The organism is Pseudoalteromonas ulvae UL12 (genome assembly GCF_014925405.1).
GTDB lineage: Bacteria > Pseudomonadota > Gammaproteobacteria > Enterobacterales > Alteromonadaceae > Pseudoalteromonas > Pseudoalteromonas ulvae.
Window position 1 is genome coordinate 278,620 of sequence record NZ_AQHJ01000028.1, and the last position, 24,344, is coordinate 302,963.

The following is a 24,344-nucleotide window of genomic DNA, read 5'->3' on the forward strand; positions in this document are numbered from 1 at the left end:
CGTATTACCATCATCTCTTAGTAGTACACATTCAAAATCTTCACTCAGCAAACACATGCAGCTTTACATAATTAAAATGCATCAGCACAACCCCCTCAATCACTTTTAATAAATTGTAGATTACTGTTCATTACGTCAATTCAGATTCAACGTCTAAACATATAAATTAACCACTTTAATAAGATTCAAAAACAATTTTAAACACCTGCTCCTTTCACTGTTTTAATTATCGCCTCTAGATCTTCATGCCACTGGTTACTCGCTGCTGTACTTGATTTTACTAGGTGATTTTTATGCTTCTCGAGCTGTGACTTAATTGTGGCGATCCACTTATCATCATTTGGTTTAGCTTCTAATAATTGTTCAAATGCAAATAACATGCTTGAGAAAAACCACGTATATTTCGCGTATTCAGGATCATTTTCTCCTTTAGCAACGTAGTCACCGCTTGCAAGTTTAGGATGAGCGATACATAGTGCTAAATACTGCTGATAAATTCCATGCGCTTGTGCTGAAGCCGAAGTATTGCGCCCTACCTTAACTTGCCAGAAAGCAATAGACAAAGCCCCTATTGCCACAAATAAACTAATAATTGGTACCCAATTTTTCCAAGTCTCAATATTTAATAAAACGGCAAAACTTGTTTCAAAACATGTCATCTGTTTACTCCTGCTGGTTTAGTTTTAACGGCTCTATATTTTTTTATTTTTCTTGTGAAAGCTGCTAAGTCAATGTCTGCAGTACTAATTGATATTTGTTTGCTTCCATGAGCATGAGAGATTAAACGATCATAACGTTCTTTATAAGGTGCTTGTATCGTTGAGCCTCCAAACTCACCAATATTAGAAATAACGATATGTTGATACATATGATATTGAAGAGCAGCAGCCATATTATCGAAGGTGTTTACATCTTGGTTATGAGCAACCACTACAAATAAATCTGTGGTATTTCTTAAATCCGCGGCCAGCTTTATATCTGTCGCGTCATAACAAATAGCCCCACTAATTCTGAAAGGCCCTTCATCATACCCATGTAATTCTAAAATGTGCTGACAAGGCCTATAACCAGTAATACCAAGACCAAGCTCATCCTGAGTCATGTTTTCTTTACCTTGATCTCTAATCACCCATTGCCTTCCGCTTTCTCTATAATCAGGTATAAACCACCTAGCTACATTAACTAACTTTCCTTCATGATTAGTAAATACCAATCCGGCAAAAATAATAGCACCAGTTGTATCAGCAAGTCGTTTAATGAGATCTTGATCATCAATATGTACAGCTAATTCTGCAAAAACAATTAAGTCAGCAAACGGTTTAGTTTTTTCACATTGAGCTTGTGCTTTACTTTCTAAAGTTTTTAACGTTAATTTACAAACCGAAGATAAGTGCTCACGGTGCTTAGTCCTATAGACTGGATTATTAAGTTCAGGATCGGAAACATTAAAGTCCGACGACATAGGCAAAAGCTGCTGAACTGTTGCAATCCTAAAGTAGTTACGTTTGCTGGGTCTTGCAACTCTCGTTGGTAATGCAGGTAAAGAAGAAGAGTGACAAATAAGACTATTTAAATAGCTCAACCTTTTTCTTAAGCAAAATTCAAATGTTTCTAAGCACTCTATAGAGCGTACATCTAAATCACTCACAAATGTTGATTCGAATCCTGGCCACTGTAAGCAACGAATTAGTAAATCTGAAAACCAGTCTGTGACTGTAGAATATTCCCCGGTTAAAGTCTCAGGCGAATGCATCATACCCATGCGCCTTTTGAACCAACTTGTTTTCACTCCTTTATAAGCGACGATATCACCTTGCTTCCACCTGTTAGTTGTAAAGTCTGCACTACCAATTACTGAGGCTCTTAATATAATACCTATCCAATAAATGACCTTTTTACTTTCACTATCTTTATCTATCCATTCTGGAAACTCATATCTAGGGTCCTTAAATGGTACAGTTTCTTTTCGCTTAGATTCAGCAATATTAACTGACGGTCTCCACAACTCAGACCAACTTGTAACCGTATCCAATTTAATTTCTATTTCAGCCGGTGTGGCACCCAGTATCGGTGTATTTACAAAGTTCTTTTGTTGAGTAGCTTGTAATAAACTTAATGCTAACTTTATTAGCGCATGCTCAAACTCAAACCCATTTGAGTCAGAATGAATAACCTTGGATAAAAGCTGCTTTTTAGCTCTAGGCTGGGCACTTGATTGAGGAGCTGCCCAGTCAAATTTCTTAGTAAGCGCTTGAAGAGTTTTTCTTTTTTTAAGCTGTTTCCATATCGCATTCCAAAAGAGGCCGCCTCTCTTTGCGAAAACGTCCAACACCTTAGTTTTATTTACATCGTCAAAATCACACATTGACTTAATAAGAGAAGCAGCATAAATATCAAACTTTCCCGTCATTTGTGCTGAGATTTCATATAAAGCGCAGTGTTGATACTTAAACTTTGATTGAGCGCCAGCTAAAATAATGTGCAGCTCATTTTGGAGAGTCGAATTTGCATTTTCTTTGATAACTGGTTTATTAGTAGCTGCAAGTAACATTAATGCTTGTCTTTCAACAAATTTAGAACTTTTATTAGCGCTTGCAATAACTGCTAATGCATAGTTTGCAATCAAATCAATCACAGAGTCTGGTTTAATTGAACTTGGGTAGATTAACTTCTGAAATGTCAATATAAAATCAAGTCCACATCTAAATATGTCTGCCAGCAAATAATCCATCATTTGCGCTGTAATAGTGTCATTTATTTTTGCGCTATATGCATAACTACTACGAGAAAAAATAGCCTCAACTACTGGCTCAAATAAATCAGCTTCTGGGTGAATTTCCATTGCCTTTCTCAACACTAATGCGAGCGAAGGATCTTTCATCCAAGCTGTAATCAACTTTTTAGCTAACAGTTCTTCTCCACAATCAGCGTTTCTGATTCTGCGTTTATTTCTTACAATGCTTTCTAACCTATTTGCTGCAAATCGCTTTAATGTATCTGGTCGAATGTCATGATCGTAATTAGCTATTTGTAACAACGCAGAGTCATCATGAGAACTTTTTAAAAGAGGTAAACCTATATCTTCAATATCTAAAAAGCTCTCTAAAAGACCTGTCACTGAATCTAAAACATCACGATCAGCTGGCCCACTGAGCTCTCCTTGAACCATTTCAATCCGATTCGACATACTGCCACTATCGTCTAAATCTGAAAAAAGAGTCACCTTTGTTTTATCATTATTCAGTTTAAGATCAGCGCCGCCATACTTTTTCAAAAGATTATTTATACTTCTATTTAAAGCACGCCTTATGAAGCCTACAGATACGTTTTTAGCACTTATAACTAAACGTACATCATCCACATAGCGACAATAATCATGGACAAAAATCGAACTTTGAGGGCTTAGTTTGCCACCAATTAATTCACCCACCTTTTCATCAAATTCGATTAAAAATGCATTGGCAAAAAAACCTGCAGATACTAACCCCTGCGGTAAACCTTGCTCAACATTGCCTAGCTTTAAATCGGCAGCTAGTTTTAAATCGCGCTTTTCCCACTTCCAATCTGAAATGCGGTTAAACGCGTCCCAAAATCTCGTGCACTCTGGATTACCAAATTTTTTAGATATTCTTTTTAATCTATCTTTTAGCAAGTCTCTACAGATTGTGTTGTAGAACTTTGCTAAATCCAAATTAACAACGTAAACCTCTTCTGAAGAAGAAGCTTGATTTGAAACACTTCGTCCTAACTCCATTGGTCTTTTTAAGAAATTTTGATAATCAGTAAAAAACTTTCTGTATGTATCGCTATTTCCCCAACGAAACCAAGCTTGATCTTTGTTTTTCCAATCACATACCAGTCTATTGCCGTAGCTATACACCTTGTTACTTCTTGCTTGTGCAAAACTCTGATTTTTATCGCTGCAATTACCTTGCTCTGATTCAACCGCATCAGCCAGGCACAACATAGCAGCACTAGCCCATGTTTGATCTCTAATGGATATGTGAGCTAATGGTCTTATGGGTGGGTTTTCTTCTCGTTTATCAATACTTTTAGGATGCCAACCATCCTGATCAATAACCCATGTTTCACTTTTTGCAGCAGGTACCAACTCTAAAGGTTTAAGCTTGTTCTTAGTGATCTGCCTTTTCCATTCACTTACATTGTCTTCAATATTTAACGCTGATACATCTAACTCCAATGTATCTGCATACCAGTTAAATGCACGAATGTAATTATGTGTTTTTTTCCAAGCTTGAGTGAGCACTACTTCATCAGCAAGATATTCAATCGTTGGTTTTAGAGTACGGTATTTTGGGTTAATTAATTTCATGGCATCCCTGCATCAATTCTAATTAATGCTTTTTCAATGATAGCGTCGGTTAGGTGAAGTTTAGTGGTTTGTGCGTCAGTTAAACGGGCTTTAAGTTGGTATCATAGTGACATTAGTTCATCAACTTTGGTTACTATGCGGTGCTGTTCTTCTACTGGAGATAACAACAATGCCATTTTGTTCAAAATACCATTGTTCAATTTTATCATAGTAGTAACGATTGACTCATCACCTAAATACCCGCGGCCAATGACTTTACCGTCACGTAGTTTTACCTCTTGGCGTATTTGGGTAATGTCACCCCACCCTGCGGTTTTAACTGCGGGTAAAATAAACTTACTGATTATATCGGTTTCACTAAGCTTTCTTTTGTCCATAAACAACCTATCCCTACACATCAAACACACACTTGAGTAACTACAAGAGGAAAAAGTGAGTTAAATCATCAATTTTAAAGTGATTTTACAATTTTAGATGTTATACAAAATTAAAAATAGAAGCAAAAGATATACGATAAAATGTAATGGTCTGTAACAAACAAGAATTTGGTTTTTGTGTTAGCAAAAAATGATTGTTGGGCAAGAGCTGCTCAGATCATGCTCCAGATCTTACCAAAAGCACAACAGTTGATGGCTCGTGTATTTATCGTATCCCAAAGTGGATTAAAGTGACCACTAACAGCAAGCCTAGCTTGCCTAAATCTTATCAAACAATACATTATACTCATTCAGACCAATAAATGTGCAAGCTAAATTCGTTAGCATTATAGATATATGCTTTTTATTTTGAACTGGCTGATAGTGATGTACAGACCCATAAGTAAGCAGTTCAAGCTCACCATCACCCGCATAAACTGAGATTTGAGTAATCTTATTGGGTAACATTTCTTCAGTCCTCCTCTAGAAACAAGCTTTCAATCTCATCCCAATCAGGTAGTGAGTGTTTTTTCGGGGCCATTTGGAACTGTAAACCAACAGCATCAATTAGCCGTTCAAATATATCAAATGGACCCGTGAAGCGACCATTTTCGATTTCAGAAATAGTGGTTTTATTGATTTGTGTGGTCTGAGCGAATATTAGCGGTGAAAAGCCTAATGACTTTCTACATGTCTTTATTTGCTGGCCTATTTCTTTTCTTGTAGCTATATCGATCACATTTTTGTTGGCTATATAGCTAACATTTGTATTTCTAAATATATATTCGAATACGATCAACACAACCACGAAAAGTATCAGGATAAAAGAAATGACTTGTTAAGATTGGGCTTACGTCTTGCTTTGACTTATCTAACCGCGAGTTTTCCCCGCGGCACAGTTTTCATTATGATTGGCAAAATTGTTTGATTAAATCCAGCAATTAATTGTCTAGAACACGTAAAACTACCTCTTGCCCTTTCGCTTTTGTGATTTACCTTTGCTGCGGCGTGGATCGGGAGTGGGTTCAAAGTTGCCGTACTCATCATCATCGAACTTACTGGTTTTTTTAGTCGGTGGTTTAGGTGCAAATTCTGGGATGATTTCACGGAGCAAAGTGCGATTTAACAAGCGCTCTATTGCATTCAGTTGCTTTGCTTCATCGCTACTGAATAATGAAATCGCTAAACCCGCAGTTCCAGCACGGCCGGTGCGGCCAATACGGTGCACATAGTCCTCAGCTACGTATGGCAAATCAACATTAATAACACATGGTAATTGATGAACATCGATACCACGAGAAGCAATATCGGTTGCAACTAACACTCTAAGCTCACCATTTTTAAATCCATCAAGGGCATGGGTGCGAGCATGTTGGGTTCGATTGGCATGAATTGATGCACTATTGATCCCTACTTGGTTCAGTTGCTCTACCAGCGTATCAGCGCCCTGTTTGGTTCGACTAAATACCAATACTTGACGCCATTTATACTTTTTAAGTAAGTATATTAACACGTCACCTTTTTTCGATTTATCAACCGTATAGAGTGTCTGTTTTACCGTATCAACGGTACTGTTTACAGGGCTGGCCTCAACCATCTGTGGGTCATTAAGCATGCCCTCGGTTAACATTTTGATTTCATCTGAAAACGTTGCAGAAAAGAGCAGTGTTTGCCGCTTTTTAGGCAATAAAGTTTGGATACGTTTTATGTCATCAATAAAACCTAAATCCAACATGCGATCGGCTTCATCTAACACCAACACGTCAAGTTCATCAAAACATAAGGCGTCTTGGTTATATAAATCAATCAGGCGGCCAGGAGTGGCCACTAATAAATCAATGCCTTCGGCTAGCTGGGCAATCTGGGGTTCAATTCTTACACCGCCAAACACAGCGGCCGAACGAATAGCCAAATGACAACTGTATTGCTCCACACTTTTCGCCACTTGTGCCGCCAGCTCTCGGGTTGGCGTGATAATTAGCGCGCGCACTGATTTGGTTTGGGCTGCTGTGCCGGTTGATAACAGCTGCAGCAAAGGTAATGTAAAAGCAGCTGTTTTTCCTGTGCCAGTATTGGCCACTGCCATGACATCTCGTTGACTCAATACAACTGGAATTGCTTCAGCCTGTATTGGTGTCGGAGTCATATAACCCTGCTCTGTCACCGCTTGAACTAACTCATTTCCTAAACCTAACGCGTCAAATGACATATCTTCACTTTAATTTTGTAACAATACTGAGCGCTATTATGCCTGTATGCGCACAACAAGCCCTAATAATTTCTGAAAAGGATGTTAATCCAAGCGGATAATCTCTGTCGCGACATAAAGTCGCTGCTACCAAGAGCTAGACGATAATAAACATCGGTTCCAAGCCATTAATCATTTGGAGGAGCGGGTTTACCCCTCGAATTATTTAATCTGCAACAGCGTCAAATTAATAAAGCCGAATAACAGTCGCGACAAAAAGTCGCTGCTACCAAGGGCTAGACGATAATAAACAGCGTTTCCATGCCATTAATCATTTGTAGGAACGGGTTTACCTCGCGAATTGTTTAATCTGGAACAGCGTCAAATTAATAAACCCGAATAGCAGTCGCGACACAAAGTCGCAGCTACTAGGAGCGATACAAAGATAAGCATCAATTTTCAAAACATTATTCGTATGGATCTGCGGCTTAATCGCGCAAATTGTCGGGGATATCTAAAAAGTGATGATTTAACCAATTTTTAAACTCAATTTCATAGTTTAAATAAAAGTCGATGACTAACGCTAACACTTCCTCTTCCTCTAGTAATGTACAGGTTTCTTTTCGTTCTTCTCGAAGCAACGCTCTGAGTAATAACAGCCCTTTTTCTTCCATAAAGAAAAAGGTCAGCCATAATTTGCCACTCATATAATAGCGCGAGGTATCGTTAGCATCCCATTGCTCTTTCGAGTTTACAATGGTTTGAAAACTTTCATGTTGCATCAGTTGCTCATTTGTTTCATCAAAATCAATAGTCGCTTGATTGGCACCACTTTTGACCATAGATGAAAACAACTCAGCTAACCCTTCATTGATTGCCAGAGGCATGACACCAATTAAATGAAAATTGAGGCCATGGATTGCTTCGTGGAGGGCTGTTTCTATTGCTTGTTGTTCATTTTGATACTTTATAAACGCAGAATCACTGCCGTGAAAGAACAGCCCTTGCGAAGTACCTGGCACATAGTTGTCGATAAACATCGAGCCAAACGTGTCATAACTTGCTTGATCTGGCAGCATAATCATTTTCAGGTTGAGTTTACGCACAGCTCTGATATGAAAATGACTCCCATATAACTCATACACGTAAAAAAGCCTTGCTTGCAGCTCCTTAACAAATTCAGCTGTTAAATTTTTTGCATAAAGGGTGACACTAACATCATCATTAATCACAATGTGATGTGGTTGAAAATCGCTATCTAACGCTTCAATTTGTTGCTGCCATTGGGTTTGTTGTTCCAGAGCAAAATCCGAAGTGTCGCAGCGATAACTTTCTTGCTGGTTGTCTGTTGGCTTTGATAGCTTTGCAGTTAGAGTTGCTTTTTCATAATGCACTTTTTCTAAATCAGTCTCATGTTCTTCTTGCTTGTACTCAACGACTTGTACTGGGCTTAACTCAAAAGATAACCCATTGAGTTTGTTCTTAAAATTAATATATTGAAAGCGTATTACCAATGCACATATGACCAACAAAGAAATCGCAAACACTAACCAAATAAGCCGAGATCTTTTACGAGTTTGGGCACTTTTAGAATTCGGCATCAAGTAAAATCCTTTTAAATAAAAATAGATAAAGTAATAACTCGCTATTGAGCAATACAAACATATCCATAAACCAATCGCGTAATAAAAAGAGATATTCAGAAAACAAAAAGATAGCGACCCTACCCGCTACTTTACGTGCTCATTATTACAGATACAAACCCGACCACAAATAGTGTAAATACGCATTCTGCCCTCCCTGCAAAGCCCAATTATTTGACTCCCGCTCGTTGCTACGAGTTTCTATACACATCCAATTAGTATGATGTGTTCTAGCTGGTGTTTCAGATAAACAGCTGTCTTTGTTAATCATCATTACTAATTTTTTGCCAATTCATATACTTTTCATCCGCAATGGCGAGCATCGCTAAATCTTCTTCTGTATCGCCGTACGCATAAATCGTATCAAAGTCGCTTAAATCTAATCGTTGTTTTACTTTGTTCACTTTTTCTTGGTTGCTGCAATCGGCTTGTTTAAATGTGCCTGTAACAAAGCCATGCTTAACTTTGACCTGATTGCACAATAAAAGTAAGTCATGTTGCTTACACCAATGTGATAGATACACATCAAGCGAGGCCGAAACCACCACAACCACATCCCCTTTTTGTTGATGCATACGGATTTGAGCTAATGCGTTTTCGCGCAGATATTGCGGGATCACATCGTGAGAAAAACGACACCCCATCTTATCAACGTCACTAAACCGCCGCCCTGCTAACCCCAGAAAAGCGGTCAGTTTTCGTAATTTAACCGGACTAAATAAGCCTCGTTGATACAATAAATAACAAGGTATCACAATCAAATTACCTAACCATTTACGGTACGTTGGAGCACTAAAACGCAAAAATACACTAAACATTTCACGTTCAGTAATGGTGCCATCAAAATCAAATAATGCGAGATTAGGCTTGTGTGACGTCGTTGTCATTATGTGTTGATTCAAATAAGAAAACACCATACTAACCGATACAATGCCCAGACTAAATCGGTTTGTGCACTCTTACGCACTGTCTATTTTTAAAAACAAAAAAAAAGCACGCGTATATTGCTCACGTGCTTTTTTATCAATACTTGTCTTTGGCCGTTATTCAATCACTGACGCTGCCCGGTTGAGCCTGTCGTGTACCGCTAACCAAGCTTCATCGTTTGGTGGGTTTTCTAACCAAATTTCACTGACACCGAGGGTATCTGCCGCAGCAAGCTCACGAAACATGCGTTGACCATATTCTTTAGCATCAGTTGGCATACTAATTACAGTCAGTAATGGCGAGTCGGAAGTGACATCGAGTAAGCTTAAAACAGCAACCGGGGCCGTTACTTTTGTTACAGCAATGTGTAATTGTTCGCGTGACATCACTCTTAATAATGTATTAGGCTGATAATGCGCTTTTACATTACCCGGAACCGCCACATTATGTTTTAGAGGTTGCGTCACTGGCTGGCCAATCACGGCACTAATCTGCTCAGCCGATATCGGCCCGGCTCTTAATACTTGAACGGTCTCTGATGTTAAATCGACGATGGTTGATTCAAGGCCATGCTCACAATCGCCGCCATCAAGAACTGCGGCCAACTTGCCATTTAAGCCGTTCATTACATGCTCTGCGCACGTTGGGCTGAGTTTTTTGTAAGGGTTAGCCGAAGGAGCTGCGACCGCCAAATTATGCTCGGTCAGTAATGCTAATAATGATGGGTGAGCAGGAACGCGCAACCCTACCGTCGACAACCCCCCCGTGACAACATCGTTTACATCATCGGCTTTGTTAAGCAATACCGTCAGCGGACCAGGCCAAAAAGCCTCGGCTAATTTAAGCGCCACTTCTGGCACTGATTTCCCCCACGCCGGCAGTTGCGAAGCATCGGCTAAATGCACAATAAGCGGATGATTTTTGGGGCGCCCTTTTGCTTCGAATATTTTTGCCACGGCGTCAGGATTACGCGCATCCGCAGCTAATCCATACACAGTCTCTGTTGGCACAGCAACCAACTCGCCCTGTTCAATTAAGCGAGCAGCTTTGTCTAAATCAGCAGGTTGCTGCGCAGATAATACAACGGTTTTCATGGGTTACACCTTGGGCAAAAATCGGGCTGAGCATAAGCTTCAGCCACGGGATTCATTTGTGTATGGTCACAGTGACCACACATTGCAATACGGGTTTTAATTTTATCGGTTGCAGTATGACACAACTCACACGGCAAACCAGTTTCAAAGCTATCAGGCCAAAAACCAGGCGCTTGGCACGACGGGCACAAACACAATAATCGCTCGGCTAAATTATGCGCAGCTTTACTAATATGCACTTGCCGCGCAGGGCATTGATGGGCACGCAAATCATAACTTAACTTTACAGCGCCAAGTTCAAGCCATTGCTTGAGCTCACTGTGCACTTCATCAACCGTGAGGCCTTTTTTAACTGTGCTTAACTCATCGGTTAATTGTAATACTAAGCCTTGATTGTGTGGCACATCGTTCAAAAACTCTTGGGCATCTTCAAGCTGCTTGACATCAATGGTTTTGACTAAAATTGGCCCAGTAAAATGCCCTATCACCTGATAGCCATTTTTGGCGTCAACATAGGCGATTAATTCACGATTAAAGGTGCCAAATCCATAAGGCCCTGGGCCAAAACTGCCTTCGCTGCCAAGCCCTGCGTTAAAGCCTGTTAATTGAATGGCTAAGTGGGCTTTTTCGAGCGCGCATTCTTCTGGGCTTTTTAGCCGTGGAGGCTCCCCCGTGAAAGTGCCTAACGAGTCGGTATCAAATTGGGTTGTTAATTCGACTTTGGCGGCTAACACATGCGCAAATACAGGGGCGATTTGTTCAAGCTTACCGTGCAAAGTTAACAATGCAATGGGATCAACGATGCTCATAATTGCCTCATCAAATCAAAACCGTCTTAAAATGATTACAAAACAAAGAGTGCAAGCAACCAGTATAAAAAGGCGGTATTGTGCTAATTCCTAGCCGTTATGTAAAGCAGAGATTCAGCGCTTTGCTGCAAGTGATTCATTCACGTTTTGAATCGGCTTAATAACCAGTTTAATTTTAAACCGCTCATCGTCATCATTAATATCAACCCATAATCACCGCGATTAACCACTCATCACTTAAGCAAAAACAACTCACGTATTGTGGCCTATTGTTATCTCAACGACACGGCAAACAGCCACGTTAAACAACTCACTTAAATAGTAAAAAGGACAATATTATGAACACTTCAACTTTAGACATTACGCTTGCAACTTCATTAACAGCATTAGTTATTGGCGGTTTAGTTATCTCAGGTATGGCAAGCGCCTTAGTGGTAGGAACAATCGTTGGCGGCATGGTGGTATTAGCGACTCGTTAATCGTTAAGTTTTAGCTAAAGGAGATCCGCAATTTAACGATTCAGCAGTTCCAACCATTAAAAAGGCCCTGCCTATGCCAAAGATCAACACGCATAAACGCGAATAAAAAAGCACTTACCCTCTCAGGTTAAGTGCTTTTTTAGTGTCAACTTAATCGCCGTTGCCAAAAACAAGCATCACCCCACCTCGTTTCTTGTTGATACACCTGTTTATGGGTTTGGCTGTATTGCTCAAAATTTCTCTCTATATCATTATGATATACAGCCAATGGCTGGTTAGACTCTTGCTCAATCGCCGCATGAATGGCTTTTGCAGCAAAACAACCAGAACTCATCGCAAAGCCAATACCCATAGAAGATATCGGATCAAAAGAGGCCGCAGCATCTCCAATAGCAACAAAGTTATCTATAGTCACATTATCACTTAATTGTGAACTGGCATTGCGCAGCCATAATTTGTCACTCAAACTTTGACTGCCAGCAACACGTTTACTCATATGGAATGTTTTTGCTAATGCTGCATTCCAATTTTCATGTTTGTTCAATTGGTATTTTTTCACCAAATCCATATCAGTAAAAAATGTCACCACAGCGGTTTGATTGGGTAAATTTGCGCTATACCACCAGCCAAACTCTGTTGTTTCTATCAATTGATCATGTGTTAATGACAAACCAGATACATCCAAAAAGCAGCCAACACCGATTAAATCATCTTTTTTAAAGCGCTTTAATCCAAGTGATTTACTCACAGGCGCATTGCGGCCACTGGCATCAACTAAAAATTGTGTCTTTATCTGAATAGACCCCCGCACACTATGAGTAAGCTGCACTACCCAATGATTATCGGGCTGTTGCTCAAATTTAATATCTGCGCAATCAAGTAATACATGGCCACCAGCTTCTACAAAGTTATACAACAGCTTGGTATCAAATTCGAGACGTTGTAATTGATATGTCTCACCTGCCGCAGTGAACAAACTGCTGTGTTCATTGGCGGATTGGCTGCCCCAATAACTGGTTGTGCCATAATTTTCGCTGATGAATTCACTTTGCTGATTAATATCAGCCACATTTAAGTAATCCATAAACTCAAAAATGCTGGCGGTCACATGCTCACCGACGCGAGTATGTTGCAAGTCACTGTTATCGATGATCAATACTTCTTTATTGGCATGATTTCGTAAAGATAAGCCGCAGGCGGCCCCCGCAGGGCCAGCCCCAACAATCAGTACATCGACTTCATGTTGTTCCATTATTAACGCCTTACCGTTGAACCAGAGCGGGGTAAACCTAGCCCTTCTGAGCACACTTTAATCGGCGAGAATGCCCGCTCAGAAAAGTACTGAACCATCAGTTTGCCTTTTTCGCTTTTTTGCTCAATCACGTGTCGATTGTCATTGATAAAAAACACAGGTACCGAGGTACCATCGTCACTGGGGTTGCCCGTCAACTGACTTGTGGTGACTTCTTTGTATTCAAACAGCTCGTTATTGCGCTCTTGCTCAGTAAAATAAGGAAAGCCCTCATTTTGCGCGTTTTTATTTTTAATAAACGCCAATGCCGACCAATGCTCAACCATTTGCGTAAAGCTATTAATGCCCCGTTGATAATTAACTTGCTGCCCAGCACTGAGATTATTTTGCGCCTGACCCAATTGAGTGGTTTCACCCGTTAACACATCCCAAGGGCTTTGCGGTGGCCACCAATAACTATAATAAGTTGGCGTAAGCGGCTGAGGTTTTGAAGTCGTATTAGTGAGTGTCACCTGCTCTATCGAACCAAGTTGCAGTGTTTCTTCATTTAACGAACTTTGATCTCCGTTTTCCACTTGAGTGGTTGGAGTATTTAAATTGGCTTTGACCTCGGTCGATTCACTCTCGCCTTTAGCAAGGCTCAGTTGCCATGTTTGCGTGGTTTGCGTTCTTTGTTCTGTTTTCAATGTCGCTTTGTTAATTGAAGGCTCAGTGAAATTAACAGACTGCACAGTGCATTGGAAAAAGTCTGCCTGCCAAGGGCACGCCATGCGCTTGGTTAAATCACCCGGTTGGCAACCTCCCCCTTCACATTCGTCTCGACTAGGTGTCAAACCACTTTGGTTATACCCATTCAGTCCACCATCATGGGCAATAACATACGCAGATTCATATAAATTTGGGTTTTGTAAACTCCACGTCACTTCAATGCCTGGGCACATAGGTAAACCCACACAGTTACCTACACTGGCTTTATCAAGTGGGTGCACGGCAAATTCGGCCGGCTCTGGCGTATCTTCAAATCGACCTAACGCCCATTGACCCAGTAAAAATAATTGCGTCTCATCAAGGGCCATAAATTTTTCGACCGTAGTGTTACTAACAGAATTACTGCCTGAGTTCATCGGCATCATAGGTAATTCGCCGCCATTAGCATGGCTAAAAAGTGTTTCTTGTGGTTTTTCTACAGCCCCTATTTTTGGATCGGGTTTTCTAAAATAATCAAAATACGCTTGGCGTTTAGCACGATTAGCCTCTGAATTATCAGCAAAATTAAATTGATAACTAAAAAAGCCACTCATAGATTGCACGTTTGCAACCCACTGATAATTACTAATGCGTTCAATAATCGGCAAGATATCGCGCTTGTAATTGGCAATATAATCAAAATTAAAGTGACCATTGGCATATAAATCAGGGACTAAATTTTTATACCGCACCCCGATATCAAAAAACGTGTCATCTAAGCTCGAAATATTGACAATTTCTGGCGCAAAATCAGGCGAGCCAACCACCACCCACGCTTTAAGTGTTTTTGTGCTGCCGTCTTTGTAGGTTACTTCGCAGTACACAGGGCCATCTGCGGTATCATCGTGCCATGTGTCTGAGCCCCCATAACTGGTGAGTGCTTCATCGCCCCCTGCATGACCGTAGCCACCAAACACAATTAACCGACCTTTATCGTCCGTTTTTAAAGTCCCTAAAGTTTTAATAGCCGAACCATACTTAGGTTGATCTGATGGAAAAGACGCATGCGGGTAGTCACTTGGTACTGAGTTTCGGTCAAAATCAATCGGTGTCGCATTGGCTCCAGAAATAGTGCGCGGGCCGGGATCTATAATTAAACTTTGGCGATCTGGTTCGTCTGCATTTCTAAGGGGGACATTTCGGGCTTGATAACTGTTTTGTGGGCCATAAAGCAAGTTACCTTGCAACTCATTGTATTGATACCACGCTGCTTTTTTATTGGCTAAATGTACTGTCCACACCATAGAGGCAATTTGCTCATTCTCTAATGTGATTTCTGATTCACCATCAAACACTTTAAACACTTGGCCTTGGCGCTTAATGCGACCTGCTTTGTCTTTAAAGTACGTAACAGGTAAAAGAGTCTCTGGCTCAAGAGGTAAGCCCCCTATCGTCTCTGGGCTTAAGCATTCACTGCTTTCGTTGTTTGTAAGCTGCTCGCTATTACCTAATCGGGCGACTCCCACTGATGGATGGATAGCTAAATTCATCGTCTTCTCCTTGCGTGATTAACTGGTTGCTTGGCACATGTAATTTCAGCGCCAATACAGGTACAAATTAATGTCATTCGAAGTGTAGTTCACTAAATAGAAACAGACGGTTTAATTTTTTATGACTGATAATGAAATAGACGTAAAACATCAAAACCTCACTCAACCCAACCATTAATCAATTGAATTTAAATAACTTTACAAGTAGAAAAATAACAGAGTCGGAGTACAGCTTGTAATAACATGTAATAAAAACGGCCACTAAAACCTTGTTTTGATGAGCACTTAACGATGAGCGCTTAATAGATGCTCTTAAAATAACATCCCCAATATTGCCCTTTAATCATCGCGATTAACCTCTCATCACTTAAGCTAAAACACACCGAATAATCTGGCCTATTGTTACCTCAACGACACGGCAAACAGCCACGTTAAACAACTCACTTAAACTGTAAAAAGGACAATATTATGAACACTTCAACTTTAGACATCACACTAGCAACATCTTTAACAGCATTAGTCATTGGCGGTTTAGTTATCTCTGGTATGGCAAGCGCACTGGTTGTTGGAACAATCGTTGGTGGCATGGTGGTATTAGCTACTCGTTAATCGTTAAGTTTTAGCTAAAGGAGGTTCGCAATTTAACAACTCAGCAAATCCAACCATTAAAAAGGCTCTGTCTATGCCAATGATTAACACGTATAAACGTGAATTAAAAAGCACTTACCCTCACAGGTTAAGTGCTTTTTTAATGTTTAGCATGCGCTAATGCTCTATTTATGCCCCACTGACACTCGACTCTTTTGTTTTCATGCCATCGAGTTTATTTTTTAAGTTCGAAAACTCATTCACGCCATTAGCCAACACGTCTTTGCTTTTTTCAGCAACACCAATGACAGCAAAACACGTCCCACACGAAAAAGACTGCCCAGCCGCTAAAAGCCGTGCATCAATCGGAATAGTCCCTACTTGGCAAGCCGGGCAAGCGATAGATGTAATCATCTCTTTTCCTTCTTATGATGAACTAAAAATTAGCTCGGTTGATTTGTTGACGTACCAGGAGGCACCATAATTGGCGACACATTTTTAGCATACGCATCAATAATCGTGGTGACACCTTTTGGTAAAGGCAGTTGCCCTGCATGCACTGCAACATGATATTTTGCCGAATTACTCGAACTATAATGGCTATCTTGCTTGGTACTACTTGATGAATCGTGCGAAACACTGCCCGAAATACTCACTTTAAACGGACCAAAACCCCCACTGCCGGTGAATTTTCCGCCAGCATGCGTACTACTCGCTGTTTCACTACTGTTGTTTTGACTTGAGCTCGACTTCACTTCCATATCAAAGGTGATATCGACACTGTCTACCGCTAGCGAATTAAGTGGCACTATGGTCAGCAAAGGTAATTCAAATACTGTACTGACTTCTTCAATTTTTGTAGGTTGCGCATCAACAGCTGGAGTATCGGGGATGGGAGGCGTGACCGTATTATCACCCGGTATCGCCGGAATCTCGGGCGTCGCCGGTGTAATCACCCCCCGTTTTAAAATCATACTGATCATCACCGGATGAAACGCTTTTTGATGAGTGGTCGGATCGTCTATTTCGTTAAAACACGTGGTCATTAAAAATTCGACTTGTGTCATCGCCATTTGCGAATTAGCTTGTGCAGCCGACATCAAAGGGCCACCAATTAGCGCGCCCATAGGTAAGCCCGAAAATTGCTGAGCCATCGATAAGAGTTGTTGTGCCATACATAAATTCCTCTTTGCTGGTATGGTATAGATTAATAATTGTTAGTTAGGTACTTGAGCACGAAGCACTTTTTCGTAACCTTCAATTATTGTGGTTACACCCGTAGGCTTGCCGCCAGGCGCAATTTTGATTTTAACTCGAGCATTATTGGCACTCTGGTGAGCACTACTCGAACCAAAAAGAGATTTTTTATGGCTAGGGAATCCAATTAAGATATCGCCGTCTTTCTCCATAATTTCCATATCAATATCGATTTCCATCTCAGATAGCTGGATATTATTAATCGGTGTCAATGCAATTAATGGCACATGGACATCGTGGGTCGAATTATCGTCTTTAGGAAATTGAATACACACAGATTTAGGAACCAACGCTTCAAAGTCATCTGGCGTCAAAGGTTGTTCATGCATGGTTGGTTCGTTGGATTCGGAGGCGTTGACACGTTTTTCTGTATGGAAATAACTAAGTAACGTTTTGAAGTTTTCTTGAGAAACAGAAAAAGCGGCTTCCTCTACCGAGTTTTGAATTGCTGATACCAACTGCGAAAATTTAATCACTGAGCCAACCTATATTTAGTACCTATTTAGTGAACTGAAAAGTTAGTACACATTTCAGGTAAAAAATATTACCGATTATTACAGCGACAACTAACTAAACGGATAGATCAACATTCACTAATTGAATTTAACTAATTGAACGTATCCATATTCTTAAATAAAATAAAAAAGCACTAACCCTCTCAGGTTAAGTGCTTTTTTATTTCAACCTAATCAGGCTGTCACTTCTTTTTATTACTACCTAACTTCTTTTTATTACCAGCTATTAGCCATGGCGCTGTTTTTTTCGGTACAATGGCGCAAAAATAACAAACAAGGAACCCCATGTTCAGATCCCTTTTAATGGCCACTGCTTTATTGTGTTTAGTGGCTTGCAGCGACCAAGACGAAACCGCGCAAATAGAAGCCAAACATATCTCCAGTTATACGGCGAACTTACATAATGTGATGATTAACCATTATAATTTAATGAGTCAAGTGCAGCACCCTGCGCAATCTCACGAGCAACAACAAAAAACCTTAGCCGATATAAAACGAGTCAAAACCCAGTTTGAGCAATATTCAGAACACACAACATTACAAACCATCGTGACGCTTTACGACACAGCACTTAATCAGTTGTTTATTCGTAACTTACAACTACTCGAACTCTCAGCCCCGCTGTGGGTATTGGATCCGAACCTGCGCTTTAACCTCACACAAGACGACTACTATTTTGCACACCAAAGCCGCCTCACTGATTTAATCAATATGGTGGATGAATTTGATAGCTTAATGCTCGAACACCTTGAATCGGTCAGACAAGATATGATGGCCAGTAACTTAACTAAACAACAGCGCATTCGTGTGTGGCCCGACATGCAATCGATTGTGGGTGGGTATTTAAGTTCAATTAAACCAACTATTCACAGTTTAAAAGGCTCTGCAAAAGTACAACGAGAACACGCAGAAAAACTGTATAACCAAGCTCAACAATTTTACAACCAAGTTGGCTCGCAATCTTAAATTTAACCACAGGGTTAGCCGCAAATGGCTAGCTCTGCTCTTCCTCTGTATTTGCCCTTAAACACCGCGATTCACCACTCATCACTTAAACAAAAACCAAACTACAGATGTGACCTATTGTTACCCCAACGACACGGCAAACGCCGCATCAAACATCAACAACACAAGGGATTAACCAGTATGAACACATCAAAATTAGATATCACCATTGTTACCGCATTAACAGGTTTAATCGTAGGTGGTTTAGTGGTCGCAGGCATGATCAGCGCGTTAATTTTAGGCACTTCAATTGCCGCTGCGATTATCATTGATGATAAATTACAACAAACAGCTTAAGGATGAGCAAAATGAAAGTGAACACATTAATGGCGGTAACCTTTGCGTTTATTGTGCTTGGCACCCTCGCCGAAGGCTACAACTTAGCTCACCACCAAGAAATGGCCAATACAGCGTGTAAAAGCAAAGAGCAGATTGAATACGTCGACAGCAAAGGATTTGAATGCAAACAAGATAAACACATCATATAAGGCTCAGCCTATGCCATTTGTAAAAACGCATACACGAGAATAAAAAAGCACTTAACCAAAATGGATTAAGTGCTTTTTTTATGCCCACTGAACAAGCGTCGTAACCGACTCAGTATTAGTGCATTGCACCACCTAACGCACATACTCTGCTAAGTGTAATATTTTGGTTGTCGGCCGTGTGTTTTGAAATATTTTTACCCACTTAGCAACTGAATTCAAACAGTAAAACACCCAGCCGTACCTACTTTGTAATATTGTGTAATAACACTTTGGATGAGGTCACTTAAGCTTCAATTCGTTAGCAAATGGAGCTAAAAGAGGAACAAATCAGCGCATGAAGCGCATCTATTTTGAAGGAATATAATTATGGCTATTTCAGCTTCGTTACAAATTTTAAATTCAACCAGCTACAACTTTAAAATCACTGGCGTATCAAAAGTAAATGATGATGCAACCTTTGCAGGGATCAACATTGGTGACATTATCAAACCAGATTGTTCTGAAACACTCGCAATGGGCAATTCATCCGTATTTATCGCACCGCGCGGCTGTGGTGCAGATATCAGTTTTGTCATCGCTGACGATAATATTGATATTGGTGACATTCATTTAGATATCCCCGCTGTAGGCAAACACCATTTTACATTTGCCAATGAAGAAGTGATTTCATACGAAGTCTCCAACCCAAGCGGCAATAACTACATTGTCCGTGTTTCATTAAAACAGTAATCAAACAGCATTACTGCAAATAGGCTTAGCAACAGCTAAGCCTTAAATCCCACCACAACAACACATGGCCTCCCCTGTTTACCCCAATATTTCGGTTTTTTGAAAACGACAAATCGGTGCATCGCTACAAGTGAGTGTTTTAGTGCGCTTAACAGCATCAACCTGCTCGACCACTTTTTCTAAACAAAACGGGCAGTTCATAGCAAGTTGAGTGTCAACTTGCGCTGCGGGTGGTATGCCTGACAGTTGATCTGTGGCTTGATGACCTACTTGCTGAGCGACTTGATGATCATTCATGCCGACAGGCATTGCACTTGTATCGGCAGGTTTAAGTTGAAATGGCACAACATTACTGCAAGCCAATTTACTACGACGCGCTTTAAGCAACAAAGCCATTACCACAGTAACTAAACACAACAAAATCAACCAGCCATATAACAACGCAAACTCAACAACAGAGCGCCAAAGAAGCGCTAAAGATTGTTTAGGCGGTAAATTGAGCCACCCAGACCAAGGGCTGGGCTCTGAAACTGTCGGTGTTTGCAATAACACTTGCCCATGGCCCACTTGCGGGCCGCTGGCAACCACATTTAGTGGATTAACTGGGATCGGCGGAAAACCAAGTGCGCCACTGTTCACTGCCCAAAAGGTTTCAAAGTTGGTTTTTTGTTGTTTTTTATCTTCGCTGCACCACACAAAGTCAGCATAACTAATATTTTTAACTCTGCATTTTGCAGGGATCACCAAAAAGCTCAGCCACGCATCGCCTTTACTGCCTTCATACAAAGCATTATTGGCCGACATATCTGGAAATTTTTGGCTTAAGATTTCCCATTCTTTTTGCGCTTGCAAAGCCAACTCCCGTTGGCGCTGGTTATAACTAAAAGTACGTGCCTGACTTGATGTACCATCAACACGCTGACCCGAGCAATACCGCGACAACTCGATAAACAAATAGTCGTCTCGTTTTCGTAACCGCTCACCTTCAAACGCACTATAACCTTGGCGCTGCTTAGCACGAATTTGCTCACGCTCGTTTTTAATTGACTCACAACGAGCTGTGGAATATTCAGCCAAAGCTGAAAAAGAACACAGCAGCCAAAACAGGCTAAAAGATAAAATCCATTTCATTTTTTATTCTACTTATTTACCGGTTAAACAACGCTGTACTGATTGATAGCTGAGATCGTTTTTTACAATAGGTTGATTTTGTTAAAGGCTTTGAATTCTGCGCTTCCATTGCAACTTCTTATTATTTATTTTAATGAAACATTTGATAATTTGGTTTAAAGTAATAAACCGAAAAAGATACTACCATATTGATTTTAAATGCAAAACAATAAAAGTGGCCAATGGCTGACAAGTGCCGAAACAAAGAAAAGGTTAAAAATATCAGACTGCGAACTCATGCACAGACGTCAAAGAGGTGAACTAATTTTTCAAAAAAAAGGAAATGCCTACTTATATTATTTTAAGGAACTGACCAAAAATGAATCTCTTTGATGTCACAATAAATTCAATGTTACGCGGTCAGTTTGAGATATCTGAACCAACTAGTTTTAAAGAGTATGCAAAACTGAATTACACAGGAAGTTATTCTACAGCTCCGTCAATCTCCGTTGACAGCCTAAAAAAGTTGCCAAACAATCTAACAAACAACAATACGATGGTTTTGCGATTGGGTAACCCCGACAACAAAGGCACACTTTTCAGTCTCGTAAAAGCAGCAAATTCGATTGATGACTTCTTTTTTAATGATCACAGGTTATTTGCAAGCTTAACCCCTGAACTATTTCTTCCAAACGTCTCAATACGATCATTATTTGCTTTTCAACTGTTACCAAAAGTGACTGAAACATCAATTGTGAACCTAGCGCTTGCATCAGGATTACTCGCTGAGGCACTCAGAATCGATACTGATAAACATGTAATGATTCCAGCTACAGGCCAAAGTACATTTACATTTTCATTTAAACCAAGAGCCGACATTGAAACAACACTTGATCATATTAACGGTCAAGTAGAGATTGATGCTGTATTTGTAGGAAAACGCGATGGTAAGGAGCATTTATTTATCGTAGAAGCTAAACATGGCGAAACATTTGATTCTTTGGCTAAGCATAAATTGTTTTATCCTCTGCTGAGCTTACTGCCAAAAATACCAAAGGCAATGCCTGTAGTACCTGTATATCTTCGAACCATTAAATCAGCAGAACACACAGGTATTGATTTTTACATTGCTGAATGCCCCGCTATACTCAACAATCACGATATAATACAATCACTTGATACATTAACACCCTTTAAAACGCATGCTTTGCACCTCGCAAACTATTAAAAAGTATAAATAATGAATGCTGAACAATTTAAAGAACTGGTAAAACAAGTCAAAATAGCTAAAAAATTACCTGATGCAATTTATTTCCATAAAGATGCATTTGATGATGTACCTAACGAATTAGCCAAGTTTATTAAAATTGTTGCTCAAGCACTCAAAATAGAAGAAAAAGACTACGAATTAGTAAAATTATTTAAAGCAGATTTTCGTTTATCGTTGCTTAGTTACCCAGATTTTTATACAGATTCTTACCCTGCCCTAAATCAAAGTGTAACCGTTGATTTAGCAAAACTTAGCCACCGCATTACCCAGTACCGTGACTCCGATAACCCGCCTATCTTACATCGTAAGGAAACCATGGTCCCACACACTAGTGATTATTATCAGCTATTTTGTGATATTACAGCAGAAGGTGAACAAGCTGGGTTATATGAAAATACCCGTATGATCGGTTTCAAAAACTCATGGTATAGGCTAATCGAAAGTAGAGGCTATCAATTAATAGAAGGTCGATTATTTCCCTTAGCACAAAGCGAAAAGTTAACCCATAACGAAACCACGATAGACCGTCATAAAACAGCCTTAGTCAGGCACGAACTTTCAGCACCGATGAAAACACTTGCAAAACATGGCTATTTGAACGGGGACTACTCTATTTTTGACTATGGTTGTGGCCGTGGTGATGATTTAAGAGAACTCGAAGCACACGGCATTGATGCGTTAGGCTGGGATTTAAATTATCGACCCGACGCTGACAAAGTAAGTTCCGATATCGTTAATTTAGGGTTTGTGATCAATGTTATAGAAGATAGAGACGAGCGTATAGAAACACTGCTTGGTGCCTGGGAGTTAACACAACAAATCCTTGTAGTGTCCGTAATGCTTGGTAATGAAACTTACGTATCACAATTTCAGCCCTATAAAGATGGCGTAATCACCAGCCGAAATACATTTCAAAAATACTTTACCCAAGCAGAGATAAAAGCCTTTATCGAAACAACACTTGATGAAAATGCAGTCGCGATTGCACCTGGTATTTTTTATGTTTTTAAAAATAAACAACAAGAGCAAAGCTACTTACAAAACCGAAATAAACGTTCATATAGCTGGCAACATTTAACCTCCCCCGAACCTGTGACTGAACAACAGGCACGCATTTTATTTACCCAACACCAGCAATTATTCGAAAACTTTTGGGTTACGTGTTTAACCTATGGCCGCTGCCCCGCTAATGACGAGTTTTCGCAAAGTGACAAAATAAAAGAAGTTATTGGCTCAAATAAAAAAGCACTGCAACTCGTTTTAAAATGGTTTGAAGAAGACGAGCTCAGAACCGCTGAAACCATGCGAAAAGAAGATTTACTCCTCTACTTTGCACTTGCCATGTTTGAAAAGCGTAAACCTTACACTCAACAGCCAGAAGACTTAAAGCGCGATATAAAAGCATTCTTCGATACGTACAAAATTGCACAACACCAAGCGACTGAGTTACTTTTTCAAATAGCAGATAGCGCATTAATTGAGTCTTTATGCCTAGAAGCAGAAAAAATATTACCCGCAGGTAAAATCGATTTTGAAAACGGCCAGCCTCATGCGCTAACGCTACATAAAGACTTTATCACCTTATTACCACTCGTACTGCGTGTGTATATAGGTGCAGCACTACAGATGTATGGTGAGCTTGATGATATTCAGCTTATTAAAATTCACATACATTCGGGTAAGGTAACACTACTTGGTTATGAAGGATTTTATGACTCACCTCTTCCGCAGCTTAAAGAACGCGTAAAAATAAAAATGGCAAAGCAAGACGTTGATTTTTTTGATTATGTAATCGAAGAAAAACGCCCTATACTTCTCAATAAAATTGACTATATTGATGATACGTTTGATGATTATAAAAAGCAAAAGGCGTTTAATAAACGCCTGAATAAGGAGGCATCTTACCTTAGAAAAGATAAAATAATATCTTATAAACATTTAAATGAGGAGCTATCAAAAAATAAACTTACCCTTAAGCAATATCGTTTCTATGGTATTTAAAAG

General features: G+C 40.0%; 22 protein-coding genes and 1 pseudogene. 8 read left to right on the plus strand and 15 right to left on the minus strand.

From position 1 onward, the window contains the following. Window positions 1–197: 197 nt before the first annotated feature. The 9 genes and pseudogenes from PULV_RS11655 to PULV_RS11695 all read right to left on the minus strand — a co-directional run bounded on the left by PULV_RS11655 (window position 198) and on the right by PULV_RS11695 (window position 11,410). Window positions 198–659, minus strand: coding sequence for a hypothetical protein (locus PULV_RS11655; RefSeq protein ID WP_193331781.1), 462 nt, complete (start codon window positions 657–659; stop codon window positions 198–200). Beyond that, window positions 656–4,333, minus strand: a complete 3,678-nt coding sequence (locus PULV_RS11660; protein WP_193331782.1) for a reverse transcriptase domain-containing protein — start codon at window positions 4,331–4,333, stop codon at window positions 656–658. Before PULV_RS11660 ends, PULV_RS11655 begins: the two co-directional genes overlap by 4 nt. A 230-nt stretch (window positions 4,334–4,563) precedes the next feature. Then, window positions 4,564–4,710 (minus strand): annotated as a pseudogene (locus tag PULV_RS22150) (type I restriction endonuclease); the annotation flags it as partial. Window positions 4,711–5,221: 511 nt separating this feature from the next. After that, the gene (locus tag PULV_RS11670) at window positions 5,222–5,488 is read right to left on the minus strand and encodes a helix-turn-helix domain-containing protein (RefSeq protein WP_227009397.1); all 267 of its coding nucleotides are present in this window, start codon (window positions 5,486–5,488) and stop codon (window positions 5,222–5,224) included. A gap of 225 nt (window positions 5,489–5,713) precedes the next feature. Further along, complete coding sequence (locus tag PULV_RS11675) at window positions 5,714–6,958, minus strand: DEAD/DEAH box helicase (protein ID WP_193331783.1); 1,245 nt, start codon at window positions 6,956–6,958, stop codon at window positions 5,714–5,716. A gap of 467 nt (window positions 6,959–7,425) precedes the next feature. Next, window positions 7,426–8,538: a hypothetical protein gene (locus PULV_RS11680; RefSeq protein ID WP_193331784.1), complete on the minus strand. Its 1,113-nt coding sequence runs from the start codon at window positions 8,536–8,538 to the stop codon at window positions 7,426–7,428. A 305-nt stretch (window positions 8,539–8,843) separates the two neighbouring features. Further along, complete coding sequence (locus PULV_RS11685) at window positions 8,844–9,467, minus strand: HAD-IB family hydrolase (RefSeq protein ID WP_193331785.1); 624 nt, start codon at window positions 9,465–9,467, stop codon at window positions 8,844–8,846. A 156-nt stretch (window positions 9,468–9,623) separates the two neighbouring features. Then, window positions 9,624–10,601 (minus strand): L-threonylcarbamoyladenylate synthase, encoded by a 978-nt coding sequence (locus PULV_RS11690; protein WP_193331786.1) that lies wholly within the window; start codon window positions 10,599–10,601, stop codon window positions 9,624–9,626. Beyond that, entirely contained in the window at window positions 10,598–11,410 is an 813-nt protein-coding gene (locus tag PULV_RS11695; protein ID WP_193331787.1) for a DUF6671 family protein, read from the minus strand. The genes PULV_RS11690 and PULV_RS11695 overlap by 4 nt, the downstream gene beginning before the upstream one ends. Before the next feature lie 338 nt (window positions 11,411–11,748). On the opposite strand from PULV_RS11695, the gene PULV_RS11700 reads away from it, so the two are divergent. Then, window positions 11,749–11,889, plus strand: a complete 141-nt coding sequence (locus PULV_RS11700) for a hypothetical protein (RefSeq protein WP_176365210.1) — start codon at window positions 11,749–11,751, stop codon at window positions 11,887–11,889. A gap of 145 nt (window positions 11,890–12,034) precedes the next feature. Here PULV_RS11700 and lodB read toward each other — a convergent pair whose 3' ends face one another. Together lodB and lodA are read right to left on the minus strand one after the other, a co-directional pair. Further along, on the minus strand, window positions 12,035–13,141 hold the full coding sequence (gene lodB, locus PULV_RS11705) for a lysine-epsilon-oxidase maturase LodB (protein WP_193331788.1): 1,107 nt from the start codon (window positions 13,139–13,141) through the stop codon (window positions 12,035–12,037). Between the two features lie 2 nt (window positions 13,142–13,143). Next, window positions 13,144–15,378, minus strand: coding sequence for a CTQ-dependent lysine 6-oxidase LodA (gene lodA, locus PULV_RS11710; protein ID WP_193331789.1), 2,235 nt, complete (start codon window positions 15,376–15,378; stop codon window positions 13,144–13,146). A gap of 468 nt (window positions 15,379–15,846) precedes the next feature. Here lodA and PULV_RS11715 point away from each other — a divergent pair, with 468 nt between their 5' ends. After that, window positions 15,847–15,987 (plus strand): hypothetical protein, encoded by a 141-nt coding sequence (locus PULV_RS11715; protein ID WP_176365210.1) that lies wholly within the window; start codon window positions 15,847–15,849, stop codon window positions 15,985–15,987. Between the two features lie 168 nt (window positions 15,988–16,155). On the opposite strand, the gene PULV_RS11720 is transcribed toward PULV_RS11715, so the two are convergent. The 3 genes from PULV_RS11720 to PULV_RS11730 are packed head-to-tail and all read right to left on the minus strand — an operon-like array spanning window position 16,156 to window position 17,699. Next, complete coding sequence (locus tag PULV_RS11720; RefSeq protein ID WP_193331790.1) at window positions 16,156–16,380, minus strand: hypothetical protein; 225 nt, start codon at window positions 16,378–16,380, stop codon at window positions 16,156–16,158. 29 nt (window positions 16,381–16,409) lie between these two features. Next, the gene (locus PULV_RS11725; protein WP_086745136.1) at window positions 16,410–17,141 is read right to left on the minus strand and encodes a DUF2589 domain-containing protein; all 732 of its coding nucleotides are present in this window, start codon (window positions 17,139–17,141) and stop codon (window positions 16,410–16,412) included. 42 nt (window positions 17,142–17,183) lie between these two features. Next, on the minus strand, window positions 17,184–17,699 hold the full coding sequence (locus PULV_RS11730) for a DUF2589 domain-containing protein (protein WP_193331791.1): 516 nt from the start codon (window positions 17,697–17,699) through the stop codon (window positions 17,184–17,186). A gap of 324 nt (window positions 17,700–18,023) precedes the next feature. Here PULV_RS11730 and PULV_RS11735 point away from each other — a divergent pair, with 324 nt between their 5' ends. The 4 genes from PULV_RS11735 (at window position 18,024) to PULV_RS11750 (ending at window position 19,960) form a co-directional block, all read left to right on the plus strand. After that, a complete protein-coding gene (locus tag PULV_RS11735; protein ID WP_193331792.1) occupies window positions 18,024–18,704 on the plus strand; it encodes a hypothetical protein in 681 nt (226 codons plus the stop codon). Window positions 18,705–18,884: 180 nt separating this feature from the next. Further along, the gene (locus PULV_RS11740; RefSeq protein ID WP_176365211.1) at window positions 18,885–19,040 is read left to right on the plus strand and encodes a hypothetical protein; all 156 of its coding nucleotides are present in this window, start codon (window positions 18,885–18,887) and stop codon (window positions 19,038–19,040) included. 11 nt (window positions 19,041–19,051) lie between these two features. Continuing rightward, window positions 19,052–19,231, plus strand: coding sequence for a hypothetical protein (locus tag PULV_RS11745; RefSeq protein ID WP_086745140.1), 180 nt, complete (start codon window positions 19,052–19,054; stop codon window positions 19,229–19,231). 366 nt (window positions 19,232–19,597) lie between these two features. Beyond that, entirely contained in the window at window positions 19,598–19,960 is a 363-nt protein-coding gene (locus PULV_RS11750; protein ID WP_086745141.1) for a hypothetical protein, read from the plus strand. 78 nt (window positions 19,961–20,038) lie between these two features. Here PULV_RS11750 and PULV_RS11755 read toward each other — a convergent pair whose 3' ends face one another. Continuing rightward, window positions 20,039–21,091 (minus strand): hypothetical protein, encoded by a 1,053-nt coding sequence (locus PULV_RS11755; protein WP_193331793.1) that lies wholly within the window; start codon window positions 21,089–21,091, stop codon window positions 20,039–20,041. 358 nt (window positions 21,092–21,449) lie between these two features. Here PULV_RS11755 and PULV_RS11760 point away from each other — a divergent pair, with 358 nt between their 5' ends. Both PULV_RS11760 and PULV_RS11765 read left to right on the plus strand, forming a co-directional pair. Next, on the plus strand, window positions 21,450–22,298 hold the full coding sequence (locus PULV_RS11760) for a DUF6997 domain-containing protein (RefSeq protein WP_227009398.1): 849 nt from the start codon (window positions 21,450–21,452) through the stop codon (window positions 22,296–22,298). Window positions 22,299–22,310: 12 nt separating this feature from the next. After that, window positions 22,311–24,341 carry a DNA phosphorothioation-associated putative methyltransferase gene (locus PULV_RS11765; RefSeq protein ID WP_193331794.1) on the plus strand — a complete coding sequence of 677 codons (2,031 nt, stop codon included), beginning with the start codon at window positions 22,311–22,313 and terminating at the stop codon, window positions 24,339–24,341. Window positions 24,342–24,344: the final 3 nt, after the last annotated feature.

Coding starts and splice junctions, on each gene's coding strand:
- PULV_RS11685 (WP_193331785.1), bottom strand. CDS start 9,467: ATGACAACGACGTCACACAAGCCTAATCTCGCATTATTTGATTTTGAT.
- PULV_RS11740 (WP_176365211.1), top strand. CDS start 18,885: ATGAACACATCAAAATTAGATATCACCATTGTTACCGCATTAACAGGT.
- lodB (WP_193331788.1), bottom strand. CDS start 13,141: ATGGAACAACATGAAGTCGATGTACTGATTGTTGGGGCTGGCCCTGCG.
- PULV_RS11735 (WP_193331792.1), top strand. CDS start 18,024: ATGTTCAGATCCCTTTTAATGGCCACTGCTTTATTGTGTTTAGTGGCT.
- PULV_RS11695 (WP_193331787.1), bottom strand. CDS start 11,410: ATGAGCATCGTTGATCCCATTGCATTGTTAACTTTGCACGGTAAGCTT.
- PULV_RS11720 (WP_193331790.1), bottom strand. CDS start 16,380: ATGATTACATCTATCGCTTGCCCGGCTTGCCAAGTAGGGACTATTCCG.
- PULV_RS11660 (WP_193331782.1), bottom strand. CDS start 4,333: ATGAAATTAATTAACCCAAAATACCGTACTCTAAAACCAACGATTGAA.
- PULV_RS11725 (WP_086745136.1), bottom strand. CDS start 17,141: ATGGCACAACAACTCTTATCGATGGCTCAGCAATTTTCGGGCTTACCT.
- PULV_RS11760 (WP_227009398.1), top strand. CDS start 21,450: ATGAATCTCTTTGATGTCACAATAAATTCAATGTTACGCGGTCAGTTT.
- PULV_RS11715 (WP_176365210.1), top strand. CDS start 15,847: ATGAACACTTCAACTTTAGACATCACACTAGCAACATCTTTAACAGCA.
- PULV_RS11680 (WP_193331784.1), bottom strand. CDS start 8,538: ATGCCGAATTCTAAAAGTGCCCAAACTCGTAAAAGATCTCGGCTTATT.
- lodA (WP_193331789.1), bottom strand. CDS start 15,378: ATGAATTTAGCTATCCATCCATCAGTGGGAGTCGCCCGATTAGGTAAT.
- PULV_RS11655 (WP_193331781.1), bottom strand. CDS start 659: ATGACATGTTTTGAAACAAGTTTTGCCGTTTTATTAAATATTGAGACT.
- PULV_RS11745 (WP_086745140.1), top strand. CDS start 19,052: ATGAAAGTGAACACATTAATGGCGGTAACCTTTGCGTTTATTGTGCTT.
- PULV_RS11690 (WP_193331786.1), bottom strand. CDS start 10,601: ATGAAAACCGTTGTATTATCTGCGCAGCAACCTGCTGATTTAGACAAA.
- PULV_RS11765 (WP_193331794.1), top strand. CDS start 22,311: ATGAATGCTGAACAATTTAAAGAACTGGTAAAACAAGTCAAAATAGCT.
- PULV_RS11750 (WP_086745141.1), top strand. CDS start 19,598: ATGGCTATTTCAGCTTCGTTACAAATTTTAAATTCAACCAGCTACAAC.
- PULV_RS11675 (WP_193331783.1), bottom strand. CDS start 6,958: ATGTCATTTGACGCGTTAGGTTTAGGAAATGAGTTAGTTCAAGCGGTG.
- PULV_RS11755 (WP_193331793.1), bottom strand. CDS start 21,091: ATGAAATGGATTTTATCTTTTAGCCTGTTTTGGCTGCTGTGTTCTTTT.
- PULV_RS11700 (WP_176365210.1), top strand. CDS start 11,749: ATGAACACTTCAACTTTAGACATTACGCTTGCAACTTCATTAACAGCA.